The 24,172-nt window shown below is 67.4% G+C and carries 20 protein-coding genes and 1 tRNA gene; 14 read left to right on the top strand and 7 right to left on the bottom strand.

What is annotated here, in order from left to right; all coding sequences use genetic code 11:
• The first annotated feature begins 1 nt into the window (after window position 1).
• The 4 genes from BJ970_RS05915 (at window position 2) to BJ970_RS37645 (ending at window position 2,388) form a co-directional block, all read left to right on the top strand.
• The gene (locus BJ970_RS05915) at window positions 2-667 is read left to right on the top strand and encodes a GNAT family N-acetyltransferase (protein WP_184724773.1); all 666 of its coding nucleotides are present in this window, start codon (window positions 2-4) and stop codon (window positions 665-667) included.
• Between the two features lie 270 nt (window positions 668-937).
• Complete coding sequence (gene sepX, locus BJ970_RS05910; protein WP_184724770.1) at window positions 938-1,720, top strand: divisome protein SepX/GlpR; 783 nt, start codon at window positions 938-940, stop codon at window positions 1,718-1,720.
• Between the two features lie 75 nt (window positions 1,721-1,795).
• A tRNA-Ala gene (locus tag BJ970_RS05905) sits at window positions 1,796-1,868 on the top strand.
• 178 nt (window positions 1,869-2,046) lie between these two features.
• Window positions 2,047-2,388, top strand: coding sequence for a hypothetical protein (locus BJ970_RS37645; protein WP_246470733.1), 342 nt, complete (start codon window positions 2,047-2,049; stop codon window positions 2,386-2,388).
• A 101-nt stretch (window positions 2,389-2,489) separates the two neighbouring features.
• Here BJ970_RS37645 and BJ970_RS37640 read toward each other — a convergent pair whose 3' ends face one another.
• The 4 genes from BJ970_RS37640 to BJ970_RS05880 all read right to left on the bottom strand — a co-directional run bounded on the left by BJ970_RS37640 (window position 2,490) and on the right by BJ970_RS05880 (window position 6,936).
• On the bottom strand, window positions 2,490-3,638 hold the full coding sequence (locus tag BJ970_RS37640) for a recombinase family protein (protein WP_246470731.1): 1,149 nt from the start codon (window positions 3,636-3,638) through the stop codon (window positions 2,490-2,492).
• Window positions 3,639-3,686: 48 nt separating this feature from the next.
• Window positions 3,687-4,256 carry a recombinase family protein gene (locus BJ970_RS05895; RefSeq protein WP_184724767.1) on the bottom strand — a complete coding sequence of 190 codons (570 nt, stop codon included), beginning with the start codon at window positions 4,254-4,256 and terminating at the stop codon, window positions 3,687-3,689.
• A gap of 771 nt (window positions 4,257-5,027) precedes the next feature.
• On the bottom strand, window positions 5,028-5,894 hold the full coding sequence (locus BJ970_RS05885; protein WP_184724761.1) for an IS110 family transposase: 867 nt from the start codon (window positions 5,892-5,894) through the stop codon (window positions 5,028-5,030).
• Between the two features lie 496 nt (window positions 5,895-6,390).
• Window positions 6,391-6,936 (bottom strand): Lrp/AsnC family transcriptional regulator, encoded by a 546-nt coding sequence (locus BJ970_RS05880; protein ID WP_184724758.1) that lies wholly within the window; start codon window positions 6,934-6,936, stop codon window positions 6,391-6,393.
• 177 nt (window positions 6,937-7,113) lie between these two features.
• On the opposite strand from BJ970_RS05880, the gene BJ970_RS05875 reads away from it, so the two are divergent.
• From BJ970_RS05875 to BJ970_RS05850, 6 genes are all read left to right on the top strand, one after another.
• On the top strand, window positions 7,114-8,253 hold the full coding sequence (locus BJ970_RS05875) for a zinc-binding dehydrogenase (RefSeq protein WP_184724755.1): 1,140 nt from the start codon (window positions 7,114-7,116) through the stop codon (window positions 8,251-8,253).
• A 50-nt stretch (window positions 8,254-8,303) separates the two neighbouring features.
• The gene (locus BJ970_RS05870) at window positions 8,304-9,674 is read left to right on the top strand and encodes an NAD-dependent succinate-semialdehyde dehydrogenase (RefSeq protein WP_221467052.1); all 1,371 of its coding nucleotides are present in this window, start codon (window positions 8,304-8,306) and stop codon (window positions 9,672-9,674) included.
• A gap of 131 nt (window positions 9,675-9,805) precedes the next feature.
• Window positions 9,806-11,263 carry an APC family permease gene (locus tag BJ970_RS05865; RefSeq protein ID WP_184724752.1) on the top strand — a complete coding sequence of 486 codons (1,458 nt, stop codon included), beginning with the start codon at window positions 9,806-9,808 and terminating at the stop codon, window positions 11,261-11,263.
• A 58-nt stretch (window positions 11,264-11,321) separates the two neighbouring features.
• Window positions 11,322-12,215 carry a 4-hydroxy-tetrahydrodipicolinate synthase gene (dapA, locus tag BJ970_RS05860; RefSeq protein WP_184724749.1) on the top strand — a complete coding sequence of 298 codons (894 nt, stop codon included), beginning with the start codon at window positions 11,322-11,324 and terminating at the stop codon, window positions 12,213-12,215.
• 57 nt (window positions 12,216-12,272) lie between these two features.
• A complete protein-coding gene (locus BJ970_RS05855) occupies window positions 12,273-13,700 on the top strand; it encodes an aldehyde dehydrogenase family protein (RefSeq protein ID WP_184724746.1) in 1,428 nt (475 codons plus the stop codon).
• Window positions 13,697-14,671: an NAD(P)-dependent oxidoreductase gene (locus BJ970_RS05850; protein WP_184724743.1), complete on the top strand. Its 975-nt coding sequence runs from the start codon at window positions 13,697-13,699 to the stop codon at window positions 14,669-14,671. The genes BJ970_RS05855 and BJ970_RS05850 overlap by 4 nt, the downstream gene beginning before the upstream one ends.
• A gap of 211 nt (window positions 14,672-14,882) precedes the next feature.
• On the opposite strand, the gene BJ970_RS05845 is transcribed toward BJ970_RS05850, so the two are convergent.
• From BJ970_RS05845 to BJ970_RS05835, 3 genes are all read right to left on the bottom strand, one after another.
• Window positions 14,883-15,125 (bottom strand): hypothetical protein, encoded by a 243-nt coding sequence (locus tag BJ970_RS05845; RefSeq protein WP_184724740.1) that lies wholly within the window; start codon window positions 15,123-15,125, stop codon window positions 14,883-14,885.
• Window positions 15,126-15,268: 143 nt separating this feature from the next.
• Window positions 15,269-16,069 carry a DUF2637 domain-containing protein gene (locus BJ970_RS05840; protein ID WP_184724737.1) on the bottom strand — a complete coding sequence of 267 codons (801 nt, stop codon included), beginning with the start codon at window positions 16,067-16,069 and terminating at the stop codon, window positions 15,269-15,271.
• On the bottom strand, window positions 16,066-16,368 hold the full coding sequence (locus BJ970_RS05835; protein ID WP_312864135.1) for a sigma-70 family RNA polymerase sigma factor: 303 nt from the start codon (window positions 16,366-16,368) through the stop codon (window positions 16,066-16,068). The genes BJ970_RS05840 and BJ970_RS05835 overlap by 4 nt, the downstream gene beginning before the upstream one ends.
• A gap of 606 nt (window positions 16,369-16,974) precedes the next feature.
• Between BJ970_RS05835 and BJ970_RS05830 the strand changes: the two genes are divergently transcribed.
• The 4 genes from BJ970_RS05830 to BJ970_RS05815 all read left to right on the top strand — a co-directional run bounded on the left by BJ970_RS05830 (window position 16,975) and on the right by BJ970_RS05815 (window position 24,170).
• On the top strand, window positions 16,975-18,258 hold the full coding sequence (locus tag BJ970_RS05830) for an MFS transporter (RefSeq protein ID WP_246470729.1): 1,284 nt from the start codon (window positions 16,975-16,977) through the stop codon (window positions 18,256-18,258).
• Complete coding sequence (gene car, locus BJ970_RS05825) at window positions 18,255-21,701, top strand: carboxylic acid reductase (RefSeq protein WP_312864134.1); 3,447 nt, start codon at window positions 18,255-18,257, stop codon at window positions 21,699-21,701. The genes BJ970_RS05830 and car overlap by 4 nt, the downstream gene beginning before the upstream one ends.
• A gap of 84 nt (window positions 21,702-21,785) precedes the next feature.
• Window positions 21,786-22,784: an NADP-dependent oxidoreductase gene (locus BJ970_RS05820; RefSeq protein WP_184724731.1), complete on the top strand. Its 999-nt coding sequence runs from the start codon at window positions 21,786-21,788 to the stop codon at window positions 22,782-22,784.
• 216 nt (window positions 22,785-23,000) lie between these two features.
• Window positions 23,001-24,170 (top strand): fumarylacetoacetate hydrolase family protein, encoded by a 1,170-nt coding sequence (locus tag BJ970_RS05815; protein WP_184724728.1) that lies wholly within the window; start codon window positions 23,001-23,003, stop codon window positions 24,168-24,170.
• Window positions 24,171-24,172 lie beyond the last annotated feature (2 nt).

Genomic DNA, 24,172 nt, shown 5'->3' with positions numbered 1-24,172 from the left:
GATGCAGCCCACCGACGCTGATGGGTTCCCGATCGGCCGCCACCCCGGCTGGCCGGTGCGCCTCGGGCCGCTGATCACCGCGCGCGGCGCCGTGGCGTTGCGCCCGCCCCGGCTGCGCGACGGCTCGGCCTGGAGCCGGACTCGGCTGCAAGACCGGGTTTACCTACAGGAATGGGAACCCACGGCGGTCGGCGGCTGGCAAGAGCGCAACGCGCTGATGGCCTGGCCCGCGCAATGGAGTGCGCTGCGCGGCATGGCCCGTCGCGGCCAGGCGCTGCCGTTCACGATCACCGTCGACCGCGAGTTCGCCGGACAGTTGACCATCGGCAACATCGTGCGCGGCGCGCTGCGCTCCGGCTGGATCGGCTACTGGGTGGCTTCGCGGTTCGCCGGCGGCGGGGTCGCCACGGCCGCCGTGGCGCTGGCGGTCGACCAGTGCTTCGGCCCGGTGGGGCTGCACCGGCTGGAGGCGACCGTGCGACCGGAGAACCAGCCGAGCGTGCGGGTGCTGGAGAAGTCCGGGTTCCGCCGCGAGGGGCTGTTCCACCGATACCTGGACGTGGCCGGTGCCTGGCGGGACCACTACGCCTACGCGCTGACCGTCGAGGACATCCCGGACGGCGCGGTGACCAGACTGATCCGGGCCGGCGGCGCCAGCCGGCCATGACCCCGAGATCTTGATCATGAACGGCCCTCATCGGCCTTAGGCCGACCGCTGCGAAGTTGGGCTGTTTGGCTGAATCACGCGCGGCGTTCGGCGGTGCGGAGACGGACATTCCGGCGCCGATGTTGCCTCGGACTGCTCTGAACGTGCGATTTCCTTGACATTGGGGAACCAATGCGGCTCGGCGTGGCTCCGAGACAGAAGTGACTGATGTGGTTAGCGTGGCGATCGCAGACTTGTGTGCTGCCGGTGGCCAGGGGGAGGTGGCGAGGCATGCCCAGCTCATTGATCTTCGCTGCACTGGCAGCGGCGTGGCTGGTGGTACTGGTTCCGATGTTCGCACGCCGCCGCCAAGAAGTGTCCAAGACCACCGATTCCGCGCTCGCCGCGCGAGTGGTTCGGCGCGGCAGCGGTCGGCGACCGGCGACGCCCGGAGCCGAGACAACCGACAGGGTGGAGGAGGCGTTCGGGATGCCTGACACCGACCGGGACGACGTGGTCGAAGAACAAGAGGCCGACGGTTCGTGGCGAAGAGTGCACAGCGACGACGCCCGCGCCGGGCGCCGCTACCGGCCGGGCCGCGGCGGCTTCGACCCGGAAGCCGCCGCGTTGGCAGCGCGTGCCAAATACGCCCGGCGGCAGCGCATCGTGCTCGTCATGCTGCTCGTGGCGGTGACCACGGCGCTGCTGGCCGGTCTGATGTGGCCGGTCCTGTGGTGGGCGCACGGCATCACAGACCTGGTGATCGTGGGTTACCTCGCGTACCTGCGTCGGCAGGTCCACATCGAAGATGACATCCGCAGCCGACGGCTGGCCCGGATGTCCGGCGAGCGCGACGAGTACGAACAGTACGACGAGTACGACGAAGTCGGCGCGGGCGACCAGCCGGTGGACGAGTACGACGAAGACCTCGACCACGTCGGCGAAACCCGGCGACCCGGCGACCGCCGGCCGGCCCCGCAGGCCGTCCGCGTGGAGATCGACGACGAGGACCCCATGTTCGATGAGCTGGACGAACGTACCTGGGAGCCCTACCGTCGAGCCTCCGGCGAATAGCCCGCAGCGCCCGAACAGGGGGGTGCCGCGAGTGCTGATTTCGAGGCTTGCTAAGGTTTCGTCAGCACTCAACAAGGGGCTGTAGCGCAGTTGGTAGCGCGTCTCGTTCGCATCGAGAAGGTCAGGGGTTCGATTCCCCTCAGCTCCACGTTAGGGTTGTTATTAGAACCCATGCACACGTTGAGGTCTTGGAGCAGGATCTCAACCCCGAATAGGGAGGATGGGCCACCCGCTTTGCGGGTGGCCTTTTTGCTGTTCCGGGGCTGTGGGATGGCCGGTGTGTCCTCGTCGCTGTATTGCCCGACGGCTCGCGTGTTCTGGAGGGCGTGGAGCTGCCCGAAGGGCTCACGGAGGTCGCCGTGGGTGATCTCCTCGTCTTCGATGTAGAGGCCGTGGAAGATCGCCTGGTTGAGCAGGCGGCGTTGCTGCTCGGTGCAGCGCCGGTACAGCTCGTGGGGGTTTTCGAGGAGTTGGAGGCTGGCCTCGATGAGCCGGGCGCTGTCGGTGAGGTCGGCGCTGGCGGTGTCCAGGCGGCCGGTGAGGTGTTTGCGCTGGCGTTCGATGTCGCGCAGCTTGGCTTTGACCTTGGTTTGCGGCAAGGTGCCGTCGGCGGCCAAGTCGATCAAGTTTTTCTCCTGGGCATCGAGTTCGGCGAGCTGACCGGATAGTTGCTTATGCAACAGTCGTGCGGATTTCTCCTGTTCGCGGATGACGGTGTCGATCTGGGAGCGGACGTCGTCGATGAACGCCGGGTGAACCGGATACTGGTCTAATGCCGTTCCACGGCGTCTTCGACCAGGTCCACATGGACGTGGGGCGCTTGGCAGGTGCCGTCACGCTTGTTGCGGCAGAAGAAGTACAGGTATTCGGTGCCGTGCCGGTTCACGGTGCGTTGGATGATCATCCGCTGGGTGATCCCGGCGCGGCGGCAGCGACCGCAGAACACCGAGCCCTTGAGGTAGTGATGGTGCACCCGGCGGCGTTCTTTTGCCGCGGTCCGGGAGTTGAGCCGGTCCTGGACTCGGTCGAAGAGGTCTTCGTCGATCAATGGGTCGTGCCGGCCGCGGATTTCCTCGCCCTGGTAGGTCACGTAGCCGAGGTAGTAGCGGTCGCGCAGCATCTGCGAGAGCTTGTTGATCGAGACTTTCTTCGCCGGGTGCTTGGCGGTGGGGCGGGTGCGTAGGCCGCGGTCGTGGAGTTCGTCGGCCAGATCGGCGAGGGTGTAGTCCCCGGTGTCGTAGAGCTCGAAGGCGAGCTGTACCAGCGGGGCCCGTTCGTCGTCGACGACGATGGTGCGGATCACGCGGCCTTCGGAGTGGTCGATGTGGTTGAGGTAGCCCAGCCGTGCGCGGCCGATCGTGCCGCCGTTGCGGGCTTTCTGCCCCATCTTGTAGGCAATGTCCACACCGGACTGGAGTGACTGATACTCGTTGAAGGTCGCCAGGATGCCATGCATGAGCTGCCCGACGGGCGAGTCATCGATGGACTCGGTGGCGGAGACGAGCGTGACGCCGCGCTTGCGGAGGTCGGCCATGACGATGGCGTCGTCGTAGCGGTTCCGGGCCATTCGGGAGAGTTGATAGATGATGATGTAATCGACGTCGCCCTGGCCGCGCACGCGTGCCGGCATCCGCTGGAATGCCTCACGCTTGGTCATCTCCGTGGCAGTAGGGCCCGGTTCGACGTACTCGTCGATGACGGTGACACCGAGGTCTTTCGCCTTGCGCAGGCACGCTTCCCGCTGGGCCGGGATGGAGATGCCCTCGGGGTCATAGTCCCGTTTGACCTGCCCGGCCGAGGACACGCGTAGGTAGATCACCGCTCGCGTGCCGGGTTCCACGTCGTCTGCGGGGTGCTCGACAGGAACAGCGATGTCCTGCTGCAACTCGTCGTAGGAGTCAGCGTATGCGCTGGTCATGGCAGCCCTTCGTGATTCCTTCTGAGTAAAGGGATCTCGTCCAACGGCTCACTGGTTGGTAGCGGCGCTGTGGCTGATCGGCCGGACAGTGGCCGAGCGGCCGAGGCCCTGCACAGGCGAACACCCGTTGCTTGACCTGGTGCTGGAGCCTCGTGCGGCACGGCGATCTTCAAATACTCCTGCTTTCTCGAACTGTGCAAAAGAGCCCAGCATCTGAACCTGGAACCGCCCCTCGGGCGTTGAGGTGTCGAAGGAGCGGTCGAGGGCCGGGTGGAAGGCCACGCCGTACGAGTCCAGCTTTCCGAGCAGGAAGTGCAGGTGACGCACCTTGCGGGACAGGCTGTGGACGTTGTCCACCAGTAGGACGTCGAGCAATCCGGCGCGTGCGGCGTCCAGAACCCGTTGCGGTCCGGGCCGAGCCAACGTGCCGCCGGACGCATCGTCGAAACACCGCATGACTGTGTGCCAGCCGGGCTGAGACTCTACATAGGACTGCAAAAAGTCGTCCTCTCTCGCCGAAGGCCACCGGGTGTAGATCCCGATCCGGACCGATTCCGGACCGCTCGGACTCGTTGTTGCCCGGTGGCGGGCATGTCGTGGCGGCAGCGTGTGCGGCATCGTCAGAGCTCCTTACGGGTGCTGCGTAACGGTGTGCTCGGTGTGGTGTCAGTGTCGACTGAAGGGCAATGCCCGAAACTACGCCGCTCGACGGTGTTTTCTCTGATCATCCGTCGTTGCGCTGTCCGATGCGTGGGTGTCGGCCGGTGCCGGTTGCTCATTGTCGGTCTCGTCCTCCAACATCTCTGCCGCGAGACTGGCGACCACTTGCGCGAGCTTGTGGATATCTGGTGGATCGCGGCGGACACCGCGAACGACCAGGTTCTGGCCGGTCCGGCGGGCGTTGCCTCGCCTTCGCGTCTTCCTGGCTGAGGCGCTGGCGTTGCCCCGCGGCTGGGGTTCGGTCGGAACCGTAACGCCGGCGCTGTCGTCGAGGTGGGGCAACTTGGCGACGTTGCCGGGTTCGTGTTCGCCTCCATCGGTCGAGGCGTGCTGGGCGTGGGGTTCGTCGGGGCACATGAGCGCACCTTTCGAGCCCGCGAGCCCGCTGCCGAGCGGGAGGTCGCGGGCGCTGGTCGGCCGGTTGGGCAACCGTCGACGCAGCGGACACACCCCAGCCGGGTCACCTGCGGCCCTTACCAGCAGCCTATGAGGGCGAAGTCAAGTGGTGATGTTTCCGGTTGTGGGCGTGTGGCAGCGTCCCCGCGGGTGCGCGGGGTTGATCATGATGGGTTGTGATCTGGTGGTTGGTGCGACTGGCCGCGTTGGCGGGGACCGACGCTCACCCTCCGTGCTCGACCTAGCGAACAACCGGGTTTGTCCCAACAGCCCTCATACGAGCTTGGGTGGAGGGTCATGGTGCCAGTCATCCAGTGCGTAGGCGGCGCGTTCGCAGGCCGCGGCCCGCTCGGTGACAACCCCGCCCGGTGCGTGCGCGGCGTCGAAGATCGCGCGCAGGATGCGCCACTTGCGGCGGATGCCGCCCCAGCGGGGCAGTTCCTCACGCACCGCCCGGGCGAAGGCGTCCAAGCCCATCGCGACGATGCGGTCCGGGTCGGTGGATACCGACATGGCCGCCCGCCAGGTCAGCGCGTCCAGCGGATCGGTGGCCACGGCAAGCACCGCGGGCCAGGCGCACTCCAGCAGATCACGCAAACGCTGCCGGGCCGACCCCGCGGCAACAAGCTGATCGGCACGGCGAGCCCCCAGATGCCGCAACCGGCACCAGTGCCCCTCCAGCACATAGGGCACGTAGCAGCGCAGTTCCGCGACGCGTTTGGCGATGATCGTGGCGTCTTTGAAGTCCGACCGGTCGCGGGTGAAGTCCTCTTCCTCCCGGCCACGGTGCACCAGCATCGGGTTCACACATACCAGCTCAACTCCGCGAGCGCGGGCCCGGTCCAGCAGCGGCTTGAAGCGATGCCCCGTCGGCTCGCAGCCCAGCACCACACCGGCGAACCCCGCCTTGGCGGCGACCGGCCCGGCCCAGTCCAGGATGTCATCGATCACCCATGCATCCCCGCTGAACATGCGTCGGCCCAGCACCTGCGAATCGTGATCGGCGACCACCGCCGCCTGCTTGGCCGAGGCCAGATCGACCGCGACCACCGCGAACTCGCGGCGCACGATCGATCGCAACCGGGTCAGCCGCTCGTTCCGACGACGATCACCGCGCGTAAGCGCCCTGACATGAGGCACAGCATCCTCCTCGATAGCAACTGGTCCAGAACCCGAACACTCACGAGAAGGAGACTCTGCGCAATGAACTCCGGATCAACCACTACCGGTACTTACTAGGGGGGATCGGCGGGGCAACCCGCCGGTCCTACCCGACAACCTCCTTCACCACGTCCGCGACCAGACCTTCCGCGAGGACGACTCCAAGATCCGTACCGCTCAACTGCCCCGCACCATGGCCAATCTCCGCAACTTGGCCATCGGCCCCCACCGGCAAGATGGCCAGAAGAACATCGCAGCCGCCCTCCGCCACGCGGCCCGCGACTACCGCCGGCCCCTGGCCCTCCTCGGCTTCACCGGATAAAACCGGACAAGATCACTTCACGCAAAGACCCTGGGTGCCAGGGACCCGCGAGCTCGGCCGGCCGGTATTGCCGATCGGGCTCGCCCTTGCCGTCGTAGCGCTCAGCCGCCATCCCGCCCCTCTGTGACGCGCATCGAACCGGAAGTCTTCTGATCATCTGTCGAAGGCGTCTCCGTCGATGTCCCGTCGCATCTCTTCGTAGCCGGCGACGTGGCCCATGTGCTGGTTTCCGATGAGGTGCTCGAAGACGATGTGGGTCTGCGTGGAGACGACGGCGGGGTCCGCGCTGAGGTGGACCGCCACGAAGTCGCGCAGTTGCTCGGTCGAGGTCGCGGCGACGTGGACGAGGAAGTCGTCGGCTCCGCCAAGGAAGAAGATGTTCAGCACCTGCGGTTCCATGATCGCCCGCTGGGCGTACGAACGGATGCTGTGCCTGGCCTGGACCCGCATCCGGACGAACACGATGGCCTGGATCGGCAGCCCGAGCGACGGGTAGTGCACCTGCGCGTGAGCGCTCTGGTACACGCGTTTCTGCTGCAGTCGCCGCAGTCGCTTCAGTGTGGTCGACGGCGCCACGTGCAGCCGCTCAGCCAGCGTGTTGTTGGGAATGCGCGCGTCTCGTGAGAGTTCCCAAAGGATCTGTTCATCCAGCTCGTCCAGGGAAACATCCTTCGGCGCGGGCTCTCGCGCCAGGCTCATGCTCGAATTTTCTTTCCGATTGTCGCGATGTGCAGTCACATTCGTTGCCCTTCATGCGCCCCATCGTTACGTTCCTTTCACCTTAGCGGCAGCCCAGGACATCGTGTCCCGGTCCTGCCCGGCTGTTTGCGCGGTGACCGCAGCAATGTCGCTGAGCTCGTCGAAAGGAATCTCGTGATGTCGCAGTCCGCCACTGGAACCGCTGTCCGTGGGGTCGTCCTGGACGAGGTGGCTTCCGGGCCGTCGTTCACCGAGCTGCACCTCGCGGCCCCCGGGCCGAACGAGGTCGAGGTCACCATCGCCGCCGCCGGCGTGTGCGGCTCCGACCTGCATGTGGCCCTCGGTGAATGGAACGTCCCCCGGCCTGTCGTGCTCGGCCACGAGGGCGCCGGAGTGGTGACCCGCGTCGGGGAGAACGTGACGTCGCTGGAGGAGGGCGATCACGTCATCCTGACCTGGATGCCCCAGTGCGGCTCCTGCCGCCAGTGCAACAACTCCCGTCCCTGGCAGTGCGAGCAGGTCGTCGAGGTCATCGAGACCAAGGGCGTGCTCTACGACGGAACGACGCGCTGGTCGCGGAACGGATCGGCCGTCCACCACTTCGCGGGCGTCTCCAGCTTCGCCGAGAAGGTCGTGGTGCCCGAGTCCGGCGCCATCCGCATCCGCCGCGACGCCCCTCTCGACGCCGTCGTGCTGATCGGCTGCGGCGTGGCGACCGGCGTCGGCGCCGTACGCAACACGGCCGCTGTGCCGGCCGGTGCGTCCGTCGCGGTCATCGGCTGCGGCGGTGTGGGCCTCTCCTGCGTGCAGGGCGCGCGTCTGGCGGGGGCGGGCCGGATCGTCGCCGTCGACGTCAACCCGGACAAGCTTGAGGTGGCGAAGAGGCTGGGGGCCACGGACACCGTCGATGCCGGCGCCGAAGGCGCCGACGTGGCCGAACTCCTGCGCGACGTCGTGCCCGGCGGTCTCGACTACGTCTTCGACGCCATCGGCCGGACCTCGACGACCGAGGCCTCCGTGGCCGCCCTGGCCATCGGCGGAACGGCCGTCGTCGTGGGCCTGCCCCCGGAGGGGACGACCGCCCGCTTCGACCCCCTGGCCCTGTCCGAGTCGAGCCGCCGCATCATCGGCTCCCACTACGGATCGATCGACCCGCGCCGCGACATCCCCGCTCTCGTCGACCTCTACACGGAGGGCGAACTCGATCTGGAGACGCTGATCTCCGCCCGGCGCCCGCTCAGCGAAGCGGTCGAGGCGCTGGAGGACCTCAAGGCGGGGCGTGCCCTGCGCACGGTCCTCGTCAACGCCCAGCCCTGAAGCGACCCGTCCCCCCCTTCTTCCGGTCACGGAAAGCGAGAACCCTGAACATGTACGCCGTTGTGAACCCGGCAACCGACGAGCCGGGCAAGAGCTATCCGACGATCACCGCCGAGCAGCTGTCCGCCGCTGTCCAGCAGGCCGACGATACGTACCGCGACTGGGCCGGCGCGCCCTCGGTCGCCGACCGGGCCGCTCTGCTGCGCCGCGTCGGCGAGCTCCACACCGAGCGCCGCGAGCAGCTCGCCGACCTCCTCGTCACGGAGATGGGCAAACCCCGCGACCAGGCCCTCGGCGAGATCGACTTCTGCGCGGACATCTACGCCTACTACGCCTCCCACGCCCCGGCGATGCTGGCCGATCAGCCGATCGACCTCGCCGACGGTGCCGGCTCCGCACTCCTGCGGCGCTCTCCCGTCGGGGTACTGCTCGGCGTGATGCCGTGGAACTTCCCCTACTACCAGGTCAGCCGATTCGCGGGCCCGAACCTGGCGGCCGGCAACACCGTCCTGCTCAAGCCCGCACCGCAGTGCCCGCAGTCGGCGCTGGCCCTCGGTGAGATCTACCGGGACGCGGGCTTCCCCGACGGCGCCTACACCGTCGTCATGGCCGACAACGACCAGGTGCAGGACCTCATCGCCGACCCTCGCATCCAGGGGATCTCGGTGACCGGTTCGGAGCGCGCCGGCGCCGCGGTCGCCGAGGCCGCCGGCCGGCACCTCAAGAAGGTGGTCCTGGAGCTGGGCGGATCCGACCCCTTCCTGCTGCTCAGCACGAACGACCTCGACGCTACGGTCGAGGCCGCGGTCGCCGCCCGGCTGGAGAACGGCGGACAGGCGTGCAACGCCGCCAAGCGGTTCATCGTGATGGACGACCTCTTCGAGGCCTTCACCGACCGGCTCACGGCCCGGCTGACCGCGATCACCGCGGGTGATCCGACGGCAGAGGGCACCGAGGTCGGTCCGCTCTCCTCCACTGCCGCCGCCGACCGGGTGGAGAACCAGCTGCAGCGTGCCGTCGCCCAGGGCGCGAAGCTCGCCGGCGGCGAGCGCCGCGGCAACTACGTCTCGCCGGGCGTCCTGACCGCGGTCAAGCCCGGCGATGACCTCTCCGCCGAGGAACTGTTCGGGCCGGTCGCGGTCGTCTACCGGGTCTCCTCGGAGGCGGAAGCCGTCAGCGTCGCCAACGCCTCCCCCTACGGGCTCGGCTCCTACGTCTTCACCACCGACGAGGAGCAGGCACTGCGCGTGGCCGACCGCATCGAAGCCGGCATGGTGTGGATCAACATCGTCGGCGGTGACGCCCCCGAACTGCCCTTCGGCGGCGTCAAGCGCTCCGGGTTCGGCCGCGAGCTCGGCACCCTGGGCATCGACGAGTTCGTCAACAAGAAGATGATCCGCATCGCCCCGGCCGCCCCGTAACCGGCCGCACGCAACCGACGACACCCCCACTACATCCTCGGGCTCGCCCCTGTCATACGGAGACAGGGGCGGCATCGCAGGAGCGCATATCGATCCTGAAGACTACGTTTAGTGCCTAGGTGAGGTCCGCCATGTCCAGAAGCCTCGAGCCCTCCAGCACAACAACTGCAACATCAGATCAGCACGAGCTCCTCAACCGCGGGCTTGGAGTCTTCTCCGTCGTCCTGATGGTCGTGGCCGCCGCTGCACCGCTGGGCACCGTGGCCGGCCTGCTGCCGGTCATGACCTCCGCCAGCCAGAACGTCGGCGCCCCGCTGTTCTTCCTCATCGCGGCCGTCCTCCTCATCCTGTTCGCGGTCGGATTCACAGCGATGAGCAGGCACGTCCCGAACGCGGGAGCGTTCTACTCCTACATCCAGGCAGGACTGGGCCGTCACCTCGGCACCGCCGCAGCCGCCTTGGCGGTCGGCTCCTACCTCGTCCTGCTCATCGGGGTCAACGCCTACGCGGGTGTCGCCGTCTCCAACGTCATCGCCACCTACACCAGCGTGCATCTGCCCTGGTGGCTCCTGGCCTTCGCCAGCCTCGGAGTCACAGGCGCCCTGGGATACCGCGACATCGAACTCAGCTCCAAGGTCCTCGGACTGCTCCTCGTGTGCGAGTCACTGATCATCGTGGTGGTCGCCGTGGCCATCGGCATCCGCGGCGGAGCCCACGGCATGAGCAGCGAACCCTTCTCCACAAGCCAGCTCACCACCGGAAAGCCCAGCCTCGGGCTGATGTTCGCCATCTTCAGCTTCATCGGATTCGAGGCCACCGCCGTCTTCCGCCACGAAGCCCGCGACCCTGACAGAACCATCCCCCGTGCCACCTACATCTCGGTGCTGTTCATCGGCCTCTTCTACGGCATCGCCTCCTGGTTCATGATCGTCGGCGTCGGGACCGACAAGGCCGTCGCGCTGGCCGGCACATCCCCCGAGAACTTCACCCTCGACCTCGGCCAGGTCTACGTCGCCACGGCAGCCCGCGACATCATGCAGCTGCTCCTGGCCACCAGCCTGTTCGCCGTGGTCCTGGCCTTCCACAACGTCGTCACGCGCTACCAGTTCACCCTGGCCGAGCGCGGCCTGCTGCCCGCCAAGCTCGCAGAGGTTCACCCCACCCACCGGGCTCCCTCAAGATCGTCACTCGTGGTGTCCGCCGTCTCGGTGATCGCGACCGTGCTCACACTCGGCCTCGACCCCATCGCCGAGACCTACACCTGGCTGTCGGGAGCCTCCACCCTCGGCCTGATCGCCCTGATGACACTGACCAGCCTCGCCGTGGTCCGGTTCTTCCGGAACAACCCCGCACGGCCGGGTACCTGGCGCGCGGTGGTGGCCCCCGCCCTCTCGTTCCTGGGACTCGCTGCGGTCCTCGCGCTCGTGATCGCGAACTTCCCCCTCCTGGTCGGCGGCACCGCCAACGCCATCGTCATCGGCGGCATCATCGCCCTCGCTTTCGTGGCCGGCCTCCTCGGAGCCGAGTACCTGCGGCGGCGCCGTCCGAGCCGCTTCGCCGAGCTGACCACTCTCTCCACCGAGGCCTGACCGGCCCTCCTCGTCAGATCCCCTGGCAGTCCCACCTCACCTGATCGGAGCACTTTCCGTGACCACCCCCCTGCACGGTGTACTCGCAGCTCTCTCGACCCCCTTCACCGACGACGGCGGCCTCGATGAGGCCGGGCTGCGTGAGCACGTCGACCGGATGATCGACGCCGGGATCCACGGCCTCGTCCCGTGCGGCAGCACCGGCGAATTCGCCGCGCTCACCCTCGACGAACGCAAGCGGGTCACCGAGATCACCCTCGACCAGGCCGCCGGCCGAGTTCCCGTCGTTCCCGGCACCGGTTCCACCAGCACGGCCGAGGCGATCGAGCTCTCCCGCCACGCCGCCGAGCACGGTGCCGCAGCCGTGCTGGCCGTCCAGCCCTTCTACGAGGCACCGACGCGCGACGAAGTCATGGAGTACTTCACACAGATCGGCACCGCCGCCGGCGTTCCCGTGGTCGTCTACAACCTCCCCTCCGTCACCGGCATGAACCTCGACCGGGGCTTCTACGAGGAACTCCTCGAACGCACCGACGCGGTCCAGTACGTCAAGGACACCACCGGCAACCTGGAGCAGGCACTCGACCTGATGATCAACATGAAGGGCCGGGTTACGACCTTCGTCGGCTGGGATACCATCGTTCTGCCCGGCCTGGCCGCCGGCGGCACGGGCACCATCTGGGGCACCCCCAACTTCGCACCGCGCGAGTGCGTCCAGATCTACGAACTGGCCGCCGCCGGACAGTACGACAAGGCGGACGAGATCTTCCGCCGTCTGTGGAACGTCATGCACTTCCTGGACCGCGAGGGCTACAGCGTCTGCGTCAAGGGCGCAGCAGCCGCTGCTGGCATCGACCTCGGGCGCCCCCGGCGCCCGTACAGCCCGCTGCCCCCGGAGAAGCAGGAGCAGCTGAGCCGACTGGTCGCCGAGGCCGGACTGGCAGCGGCCTGACCCGAGCCTGTTTCTCTGTTGTGGTTGCCGGTGGGTGGCCGCAGGTCTGGAGTTGTCATGGAGCGTTTGCAGAATTTCGTCAACGGTGAGTTGGTTGCTCCGCGGTCGGGCCGGTATGCGCCGGTGATCGATCCGAGTACGGGTGAGGCGTATCTGGAGGCGCCGTTGTCGGATGCGGCAGACATCGACTTCGCGTGCCGCAGTGCGCGGGAGGCGTTCGCCCAGTGGCGCAGGACGACGCCGGGGGAGCGGAGTCTGCTGCTGTTCCGGGCGGCCGACATCCTGGAGGCGCACAAGGAGCAGTTGGTCGATGCGGAGAGTCTGAACACGGGCAAGCCGCGGCATGTGATGGCGGAGGAGGAGTTTCCCGCGATCATCGATCACCTGCGGTTCTATGCGGCTGCGGCGCGTGATCTGCGGGGGCTGGCCGCGGGCTCGTTCGCGACGGGGTACGAGTCGTTGGTGCGGCGTGAGCCTTTGGGTGTGTGCGGGCAGGTCGCGCCGTGGAACTATCCGTTGAACATGGGGCTGTGGAAGTTCGGTCCGGCGCTGGCGGCGGGCAACACGGTGGTCCTCAAGCCGTCGGACACGACGCCGGTCTCCACGGTGCTGGCGGCGTCCTTGATCGGTCCGCTGTTCCCGCCGGGGGTGTTCAACGTCGTTGTCGGGGACCGGGACACCGGCCGGGCGCTGGTCGACCATCCCGTGCCGGCTCTGATCTCGGTGACCGGCAGTGAGCGGGCGGGGATCGAGGTCTCCCGGGCCGGCGCGAGTGATCTCAAGCGGATCCATCTCGAGCTCGGCGGGAAGGCGCCGGTGCTGGTGTTCGAGGACGCGCACGTGGACACGACCGCCGAGCAGATCGCGTCGGCCGCGTTCTTCAACGCCGGGCAGGACTGCGAGGCGGCCTGCCGTGTGCTGGTGGCCGATGCTGTCTATGACGCGTTCGTGGAGGCGCTAGTGGCGCATGCACAGGCCACGCACTACGGGCCGCCGCACGACACCCGTGCTGTCTATGGTCCGCTGAACAGTGCGGCTCATCTCGCCAAGGTCGAGGGCTTCTTCGAGCGTCTGCCCGAACACGCCGTCGTCCACTGCGGAGGCAAGGCCGACCGTGCTGACGGCGGCTACTACTTCCAGCCGACCGTGGTGACCGGTGTCCGCCAGGACGACGAGATCATCCAGGAGGAGGTCTTCGGCCCGGTCGTCACCGTCCAGCGTTTCAGCAGCGAGGCCGAGGCCGTCGAACTGGCCAACGGTGTCCGTTTCGGTCTGGCCGCGAGTATCTGGACCCACCAGCACGAACGCGTCCTGCGTGTCACCGATGCCCTGGACTTCGGCAAGGTGTGGATCAACTGCCACCTCGTCATCGCTCCGGAGATGCCCAACAACGGCTACAAGCACTCCGGCAACGGCAACGACATCTCCGCCTACGCCATCGAGGAATACACCCGCATCAAACACGTCATGAGCTACATACCGTGAACGCCGACAACGCACAGATCACCTCCGACAACAGGCTCGTGTGCTGCCTGTCCCCGTTCGACGAGACCGAGGTTCGCGGCTGGTTCCCGCCGGACGTCACGCTGCGCATGGTCGATCCCACCATCGGCCCGCGGGACCTCCAGGCGGCCTGTACAGGGGCCACGGTCGTGATCGGAGATCTCCTGCACCGTGCCGTCCTCGACCGGCACTTCCTGGCGGTTCTCGCACCCGGCGCCTTCGTGCAACAGCCGAGCGTGGGATACGACACCATCGACGTGCCGACTGCCTCGCAGACAGGCGTCACCGTGGCCAACGCCGCCGGCTACAACAGCGACGCTGTCGCCGACTGGGTCGTCGCCGCCCTCTACAGCCTGGTGCGCGGCCTGCACTGGCGCGACGCCCAGATCAGGAAGGGGCAGTGGCCGGACCATTCTCCGGCTCGTGAACTGTCGACTCTCACCGTCGGCCTGCTCGGATTCGGCAACGTCGGCCATGCCATCGCACAACGGCTCACTCCGATCGTGGACACCGTGCTCTACCACGACCTGAGAAAAGCCGAGACGGCAGCCGCTTATGTGTCCCAGCAGGAGGTACTGGAACGCTCGGACGTGCTCTCGGTCCAGTTGCCCCTCACTCCCGCCACCCGGGGTCTCATCGGAGCCGACGAGCTGAACCGCCTCCCCGAGGGCGCCCTGCTCATCAACGCCGGACGGGGCGGCGTCGTCGACGAGCAGGCTCTGGCCGACGCGGTCACCGCAGGCCACCTGGCAGGAGCGGCTCTCGATGTGTTCGCCGATGAACCCCTGAAGCAGGACAGTCCCCTGCTCGCCTGCGACCGCGTCCTGCTCTCACCTCACATCGCGGGCGACACGGTCACGGCCAATGACCGCCTCCTCGACGTCGTCCGAGAGAACGTCCAGCGCGTCCTGACAGGCTGGCCGCCCGAACACATGGTCACCAGCAGCCGGTAGCCCTCACTCGGCCCAGGGCCTTCACGGCCCCGGGCACCCGATCGCCGCAGCACCCTGCTGCGACGGAGGTCCGCACCACGGGCGCATCCGGTCAGGGCTGGCAAGGCTGCCGCCGAGGGTGAGGGTCCTCGGCAGCCCGTCATGGTTCCGCCGCACCGGAACCGAAAGCCACCCACTCACCGGCTGTGAGCGGATCACGGTGCCCGGCAGATCACGAGTCTGCCGGGCACCGGTCGTTGTCAAGCATCAGAATGAACACTGCATCCGTTGTGCGTTCGAGCACGACTCCAAGAAGATCGTCACTGGACATTCGTTGCAATACGGTCAGAGCAACACACTCGTACTGGTAGTCATAGCGAGCGACAGTCTCCGGTGCTGTGTTCTTCTCGTCCACGGGCAAGTTGCGGACGGTCTCGGGCAAGGGCGCGTCACCCTGGCTGCCAGCGTCACCCATGCTCTGACGGTAGCGCTCGGGACCGACAGTACGGGTGACGACGCTGACAGATGGCCCTCGAACATCACCCCGGATTCAGTAGCGGCCATTCGGCCGGTGCGGTGGGCTGCCGGGCGCATGGCATCCCGCCACTGGTCCGGTGCTCATTCCACTGTCGCCATCACCGGTCCGGGGTGGCGTTGCTGGCGGATGTAGTGGGTGAGGGCACGGGCTCGTGTTGAGCCGATGCTGAGCTTCCGGCGAAGTGTGTCGGCGGAGATCGGACGTTGGTAGAGGTTCCAGTGTTCGGCGTCGAGCCGGTATGCCTCTTCGCGTAGGGGATCATAGCCCTCGCCGTGCGTTATCCCTGAGTCTGTTTTGGTGGAGTCGACGCTGTGACCCGGCATGTTGTTCACAACCGTGCGCAACGCTGGCATATCTGCAGTCTCTGCGGAAGTCTCCAGCGTCTGGCTGTCCCTGCCCGGGGCCGCCGAATCAGGCTGCGATAGTCCGGTCTCCTTGGCCTCGGGAATGATCTCATTCGTGGTCTCCGCGCGGCGCCGCTTGAGCGCCTGGTTGAGGAGTTCGACCGACAGCAGCAGCGCGAGCGGTGGGCAGGCGGCCACGGCGATGGAGAAGGCGTTCAGCTCGGGCGCGGAGGCGATGTTGGCGCACAGCGACAACCCGATGCCGAGGGCAAACGACAGCCACGCCTTCCACCGCCCGGTGGCGAAATGACGGTGGCTGGCCTTCCAGAGTTCGATGGTGGCCATCGTCAAGAGGCCGTCGACGATGAGTGGCCAGAGGGTGGCGGTGGTTTCGTCGGCGCCGAAGCGGAGGGCGAACTCGCGGCCGTGTCGGTAGGAGACATAGGCCGCGCCCACTGCCACGAGGAGAGTGCAGGCGCACTGCAGGTGCAGCGATCGATCGGGACGAGCGCTGGATGTGGATGGCGTGCTGGTCATCGGGTGTCACCTGCCCGAGGCTGCCCCTGGGTGTCGCGGATCGGGACGTCACGCTCGTGCAAGCGCTGGCGCACGGTGCCGGCGGCGACATCCATGCGTGCGGCGATCCGGGCCAGCGACCACCCCTGGTTGTAGAGCCGGACCGCGTCGTCGATCTGCTCCTCGGACAGGCCGCGTCGGCGCATCGGGACACCATGGCGGTGGAGGATCGCGCTGACGGTGCGGCGCTCGATGCCGAACTGATCACCCAGTTCGTAGACGGTGGCGCCGGACTTGTAGCCCTCGATCAGTTGCTGCACCTGGTCGCCGTCGAGCTGCCGGGCGGCCAGGCTTAGCTCGCTCAGGTGTCGGTTGGGCGGGAGTATTCGGGTCCGGCAGCTTCTTCCGCAGTGCTTCTAGCGCTGTGACCTGGTCTTTTGTGTTGTAATAAGCTCCCCCAACCTCCACGTAATGGGTGGCGGGTGCTCACGGAGAGCGTAGGTTGGGCTGGACCAGTGTGGTTCTGGGTTCGAGTGAGCTCTCACGAGGTCCACCAGTGGAAGGGTCTTTGCAGGTCAGTGCCTGTGAAGGCGCACCGTAGGACTCGGTGTGGAAATCACGGAATCGCACCAGGCGGACTTGATCGGTGCGCGCCGCTTCCCACTGGGGCCTTTCTTCAGAGCTGAGTTGGTACGCGTCGGCGAGTCATGGGTGTATTTGCTGCGCGGCGGCGAATGCCTCTGGTGCGGTGGACGGTGGCTGTCTCGCGGCGTGGCGCGGTGATTGGTCGAACCGGTTTGTTGGCCGATCGACCACATTAATTTACCCTTTTGAGTCTTTTCGTCGCGCATCGCGCCATAGGGTGATCCACAGCGCCGTCCCGGACCGGCCCTGAGACGAATTGACCAGGAGTTTGGCAATTGGCGATGTCCGACACCCCCACCGTGATCACCGAAGCCGACGAACGGCGATCCGCTCGCGGAGGCGCGTTCGCGATGTTCGTGGACAGCTTCGACGTCTACCTGCCCGCGCTGGTGCTTCCCGCCGCCATGGCGTACTTCATGCCCGCGGACCTGCCACCGGAGATCCGCGCGACCTTCACCACGCTGCTGTTCACCGTGGGCCTCATCGGGCGCCCCATCGGCAGCGTCATCTTCGGTAACCTGTCCGACCGCATCGGCCGCAAACCGGTCACCATGATCAGCGGCTGGGGCTTCACCATCATCACGCTGCTGATCGGCCTGCTGCCCGGGTACGGGTCCTGGGGCTACGGAGCGATCGTCGTGTTCGCCGTGCTGCGGCTGATCGGCGGGATCTTCCTCGCCGGCGGGTACGCCGCACCGATCTCGCTGGCGTTCGAGCAGGCGCGCCCCTCCCGGCGTGGCCGGGTCGTTGGGCTCATCGCGGTTGGCGCGCCCGGCTCGTTCCTGGTGATCAACCTGCTTTTGCTCGGGCTGCTCGACGTGGTACCGCGCAGCGGTTTTCTGGGCTGGGGCTGGCGAATCCCGTTCTTCCTCGGGTTCGTGCTGGGACTGGTCTACCTGTGGCACTACCGCCGAGTGGTCGAGGACGAGTCGTTCTTCGCCGAGCGCCGCACCCGGCGGCAGCCGGTGCTCGAACTGTTCACCACGCACCGTGCGCTGATCTTCAGCGTCTTTCTGTTCACCTGCGGCTACTGGTTCGCCACCCAGATGTCGGTGTCGTTCCTGCCCACGCTGCTGGTCCAGGTGTTGAACCAGAGCCCGCAGCTGTCCAGCACGGTGGAGATCATCAGCTCCACGTGCGGGATCTTCCTGATCATGGTGCTGGCCGCGGTGTCGCAGCGGATCGGCCGGCGGACGCTGCTGATGCGCTGGGCCCTGGTGCTGACGTTCGTCGTCGGCGGCGCGTTCGTGCTGATGGTCGTGGCCGCCCGCGCGGATGCGCCGGTCTGGCTGATCGGGCTTATCGCGGTGGTGGCGAAGGTGCTGCCCACGGCGCCGCTCGGGGTCATCCTGGTCTACCTCAACGAGCGCTTCCCGGCTTCCGTACGAGCCAGTGGGTACGGCATCGGCTACATGTTCGGTCTGATCCTGCCCGGTCTGTACACGGTGTGGCTGCTCGCCCTGAGCTCCTTCATGCCTTATGCGTTCACCCCGGTCGTGCTGATCGTTTTCGGCGGTCTGCTGATGTTCGTGGCCGTGCGCCAGGGTCCGGAGACCAACGCGTGACGGTGGCGACGTCAGACCCCAAGATCGGCGACGGTGCCGAGCAGCCGCTCGCGCACCTGGTGGAATCGATCATGGCCCGGTATGCCGACCGGCCCGCTCTCGGTGACCGAGCGACCGAGGTCGTGACCGATCCGGTGACCGGCCGTGGCTCGTTGCGCCTGCGCGCGGAATTCGACACGACCAGCTACGCACAACTGTGGTCGCGGGCGCGCGCGGTGGCCGCGGAATGGCACTGCGACTCGCGCCAACCCGTCGGGGCGGGCGACATCGTGGCGCTGTTCGGGTTCGCCAGCAGTGATTACGTCACCGTGGATCTGGCGTGCCTGTCGCTCGGTGCGGTGCCCGTGCCGCTGCAGCCCAGCGCGTCGCTCGCCCACCTGCGGACCATCCTGGACGAAACCGCTCCGCGGGTGCTCGCGGTCGGGATCGAGTATCTCGACAAGGCGGTCGAGTTGGTGCTGGTCGCCACCACGCCGCCGCGGCTGATCGTGTTCGACTATCGCCCCGAGATCGACGACCAGCGGGAGGCATTCGAGACGGCCCGAAACCGACTCGCGGCCATCGACGGAGTCGTGATCGACTCGCTTGCCGCAGTGGTCGATCGCGGCGCCACGCTGCCGGCCGCTGCCCTGCACACGCCGCCCGCCGATGAGGACCCGATCGGCTTGGTGATCTATACCTCCGGCAGCACCGGCACGCCCAAGGGGGCGATATACACCGAGCGCATGGTGCGCCGGTACTGGGCCCGCCTCGCGCCGAAGACCGACCCGGCCCCGCCGGTCTGCGTCAGCTACATGCCCCTGACCCACATGGCTGGGCGCAACCTGATCAGCCACACGTTGAGTCAAGGTGGGCTCATCTACTTCACCGCGAAAAGCGACCTGTCGACCTTGTTCGAGGACATCGGCCTGGCGCGGCCGACCCAGATCAGGCTGGTGCCGCGGATCTGCGACATGCTGTTCCAGGAGTATCAGAGCGAATGCGACCGGCGCGCGGGCGAGTTCGCCGATTCGCACGAGCTTGACGCCGCGGTGAAAACGGACCTGCGTGAGCGGTTCTTCGGTGGCCGGGTTCGGCAGGCGAACTTGGTCAGCGCACTACTGTCGGCCGAGATGAAGTCGTTCGTGGAGTCCTGCCTCCAGATAAACCTCCACGACATCTATGCCTCGACAGAGACGGGGCTGGTACTGACCGACGGCAGGATCCAGCGGCCCCCGGTGATCGACTACAAACTCGTCGACGTACCCGAACTCGGGTACTTCCGCACCGACCGCCCGTACCCGCGTGGCGAGCTGCTGGTAAAGACCGAAGCCATCATGGCCGGGTACTACAAGCGGCTCGACGTGACGGCCTCGGTGTTCGACGAGGACGGCTTCTACCAGACCGGCGACATCATGGCCGAGATCGGCCCCGACCAGCTGGCCTACCTCGACCGCCGAAACAACGTGCTCAAACTGTCCCAGGGCGAGTTCGTCGCGGTCGCCGGCCTGGAAGCCACCTTCGCCACGAGCCCGCTGATCCGACAGATCTTCGTCTACGGCAGCAGCGAACGTGCCTACCTCCTTGCGGTGATCGTGCCCACCGACGGCGCCCTGCGCCAGGCGGGCAATGTCGCGGCTCTCAAACCCCTGCTCAGCCAGTCGTTGCAGCGCATCGCCAAGGATGCCGGGCTCCAGTCCTACGAGGTTCCGCGCGACTTCCTGATCGAGACCGAGCCTTTCACCGTGCAGAACGGGTTACTCTCGGACGTTCGCAAGTTGTTGCGGCCCAGGCTGAAAGAGCGCTATGCGGCGCAACTGGAGCGGCTGTACGTCGAACTCGCACAGGACCAGGCAGACCAGCTACACGCGCTGCGCCAGCACGGCGCACAGCGGCCGGTGTACGAGACGGTCTGCACGGCAGCGCAGGCATTGCTTGGCTGTGCGAGCGTCGACCTCGAGCCGGACGCGCGCTTCAGCGATCTCGGCGGTGATTCACTGTCCGCGCTGTCGTTCTCGACTCTGCTTCGGGAGATTTTCGACATCGAGGTGTCGGTCGGTGTGATCACCAGCCCGGCCACCACCCTGCGGACGATCGCAAACCAGGTGGAATCCCAGCGCGACGGCGCCGCGACGCGGCCGACGTTCGCCAGCGTGCACGACCCGAACAGCCGCGAGGTGCGCGCCGGCCAGCTGACCCTGGACCGGTTCCTCGACGCCGAGACCATCGCCGCAGCCGCGAATCTGCCCCGCCCGGACGGCCACGCACCGGCGACGGTGTTGCTGACCGGGGCCAACGGCTTTCTCGGCCGGTTCATGTGTCTGGACTGGCTGGAACGGCTCGCCGAGCACGACGGCTCACTGATCTGCATCGTGCGCGGCGCCGACGCCACCGCGGCCCGGCGCCGATTGGACGCGGCATTCGACACCGGCGACCCCGACCTGACTCGCCACTACCGACACCTGGCTGCGGCACACCTGGAAGTGCTCGCCGGAGACGTGAGCCAGGATCGTCTCGGGCTGGACCGGGCGACATGGAACCGTCTCGCGGACGAGGTCGACCTGATCATGCATCCGGCGGCGCTGGTGAACCACGTGCTGCCTTATGACCAGCTGTTCGGGCCGAACGTGGTCGGCACCGCCGAGCTGATCCGGCTGGCGATCACCGGCCGGATCAAACCGTTCACCTATTTGTCCACTGTGGGCATCGCCGGGCAACTCGACTCCACGGTGCTGGACGAGACCGGCGACGTCCGCGAGTTGAACCCGGTGCGCACCCTCGGCGACGGCTACGCCAGCGGGTACAGCACCAGCAAGTGGGCCGGCGAGGTCGTGCTCCGGGAGGCTCACGACGCCTGCGGGCTGCCCGTGTCGACGTTCCGCTCCGACCTGATCATGGCCCACAGCCGCTACGCCGGGCAGCTCAACGTGCCCGACATGTTCACCCGTCTGCTGCTGAGTCTCGTCGCCACCGGGGTGGCGCCGGCATCCTTCTACCGCGGGGATCACGGGGTGCGGGGGCGGTCGCGTGCGCACTACGACGGGTTGCCGGTCGAGTTCACTGCCGAGGCGATCAACACGCTCGGCGCCGGCAACATCGACGGGTACCAGACATTCAACGTGATGAATCCGCACGACGACGGGATCTCCCTCGACACCTTCATCGACTGGCTGATCGACACCGGCCACGACATCCACCGCATCGACGACTACGACGAGTGGCTCACGCGGTTCAGCACCGCGATCCGCGGACTCCCCGAGCGACAACGCCAGTACTCGATGCTGCCGCTGCTGCACGCCATCCAGCACCCCGGGCAACCGGTCGCCGGGTCGATGATCCCGGCCGACCGGTTCCGCGCGGCGGTACGGGAGGCGAAGATCGGCGATGACCGCGACATCCCGCACCTGTCGTTCGAGCTGATTCGGAAATACGTCGCCGACCTGAAACATGTGGGTCTGCTGTGAACGTCGTGGCGACACATTCAGAATCCGCGCCCCCTTGGGCGCGTTGCGGGTGGGGAAAGTAAACCGAGTTGAAGGAGTTCCACGATGAGCACGGCGACCGAGATCCGGCTGGCCTCGCGCCCGGTCGGCGCCCCCACCCTGGACGATTTCTCCATTGTGGACGTCGAGAGGCCCGAGCCGGGCGAGGGCGGGGTCCTCGTTCGCAATCTGGTGCTGAGCGTTGATCCGTACATGCGCATGCGGATGAGCGAAGCGAAGGCCTACGCCCCGCCGTTTGAGGTCGGCAAGGTCATGCCCGGTGGCGCGATCGGTGAGGTGATCGAGTCGCGGTCGGCGGCCTTCGCCAAGGGCGAGGTCGTGCTGCACTCCGCCGGCTGGCGGTCGCATGCCGCGGTGCCCGCCGAGCAAGCGGTGAAAATCGACACCGACGCTGCGCCGCTGACCGCCTACCTCGGCGTCCTGGGCCTGACCGGGCTGACCGCCTACGCCGGGCTCATCGAGGCGCAGTTCGAGGAGGGCGACACGGTCTTCGTGTCCGGCGCGGCGGGCGCGGTCGGCTCCGTGGTCGGTCAGCTCGCCAAGCTCAGGGGCGCCAAGCGGGTCATCGGCAGCGCCGGTTCCGCGGACAAGGTCGCCCATCTCGTCGACGAGCTCGGTTTCGACGCCGCGTTCAACTACAAGGACGGCCCGGTCGCCGAGCAGCTGGCGGCCGCGGCGCCCGACGGTATCGACGTGTACTTCGAAAACGTCGGCGGCGAGCACCTGGAGGCGGCCATCGACGCGCTGAACCGCAACGGCCGGATCGCGTACTGCGGGGTGATCTCCCAGTACAACGCCACAGAACCGGTGCCAGGGCCCCGAAACATGATCAAGGTCCTGCACCAGCGGCTTACCATCCGCGGCTTCCTGGTAGGCGACCACACCGCGCTGCGGCCCCAGTTCCTCGCCGAGATCGCGCCCCTGGTCAAGCAGGGGAAGCTGCGCTACCGAGAAACCATTGTGGACGGTCTGCGCAACGCGCCGCAGGCGTTCCTTGATCTGCTCGAGGGCGCCAACACGGGCAAGATGCTGGTCCGCCTGTGAGCACCGGTACGTGAACTACTCCGTTCCGGAACTGGGCAAAAGACATCCCGTTCCAGGCCGAGGCCTCGGCTGTCATCCGCGAGGAGCTTGCGGGCGGAGCGGCGGGCCGCGTTGCGGCGCATGATCGGCTGTACGGAGCTCTACCGGTCCAGTCAAACCCCGGCCGAGCCCAAACCCCAGCCAGCAAGCGCCGCCGCTCGGCCGAAAGGAACCGATGTGTCCGAGTTCCCCCTAGACGCCGCGTCCACCCTGCCCGCCGACGGCGCACTGGTCGGCCGGGTGTGGCGGCCCGAACTGGCAGGTCCGTCCGTCGTCGCGGTGCGGCCCGAAGGCGTTTTCGACGTCGCCGCTGCCTTCGCCACCGTGCGCGATCTCTGCGAAACCCCTGACCCAGCAAGAGAATTGCGGGCCGCGGCCGGGGAGCGGCTCGGTGATCTCGACGAGCTGCTCGTCAACACCCCGGTCGAGAGCCGCGACCGCGGCAAACCGTGGCTGCTCGCGCCGATCGACTTGCAGGCGGTCAAGGCCGCCGGGGTGACGTTCGTGGTGTCCATGCTTGAGCGGGTCATCGAGGAGCGGGTCCGCGGCGAGGCCGCGTCGGCGGCCGCCGTCCGGGCGCAGATCCACGAACTGGTCGGCGGTGACCTGTCGAAGCTGCGCCCGGGATCACCGGAAGCCTTGACGCTGAAGGAACTGCTCGTCAAGCGCGGTGCGTGGAGCCAGTACCTGGAGGTGGGGATCGGCCCGGACGCGGAGATCTTCACCAAGGCCCAGCCGCTCGCCGCGGTCGGCACGGCCGCCGACGTCGGGGTGCACCCCGGTTCGCAGTGGAACAACCCCGAGCCGGAGGTCGTGCTCGTGGTGGACTCCACCGGCAGGACGGTCGGGGCCGCCCTGGGCAACGACGTCAACCTCCGCGACATCGAAGGGCGTTCGGCGCTGCTGCTGCCGAAGGCCAAGGACAACAACGCTAGCGCGTCGCTCGGCCCGTTCGTGCGGCTGTTCGAGGACGGGTTCGGGCTCGACGAGGTGCGCGGGATGACCGTCGGACTCACCGTCGACGGTGCCGACGGGTTCCACCTCGACGCCGCCTCGTCGATGACCAAGATCAGCCGCGACCCCGAGGAGCTGATCGCGCAGCTGATCGGGCCGCACCACGGCTACCCCGACGGGGCGGCGCTCTACCTGGGCACCATGTTCGCCCCGGTCGAGGACCGCGACAGCCCCGGCGGCGGTTTCACCCACCACGAGGACGATCTCGTCACCATCGCCACCCCGCTGCTGGGTGCGCTGGTCAACCGGGTCCGGGACACCGACCGGTGCGAGCCGTGGACGTTCGGGGCCGCCGCGCTGATGCGGAACCTCGCCGGGCGACGGCTGGTCTGACG

Origin of the sequence: Saccharopolyspora phatthalungensis, from assembly GCF_014203395.1 — a bacterium.
Taxonomy (GTDB): Bacteria; Actinomycetota; Actinomycetes; order Mycobacteriales; family Pseudonocardiaceae; genus Saccharopolyspora; species Saccharopolyspora phatthalungensis.
The sequence above is the reverse complement of the archived record's forward strand: the minus strand, read 5'-3'. Positions and strand labels throughout refer to the sequence as shown.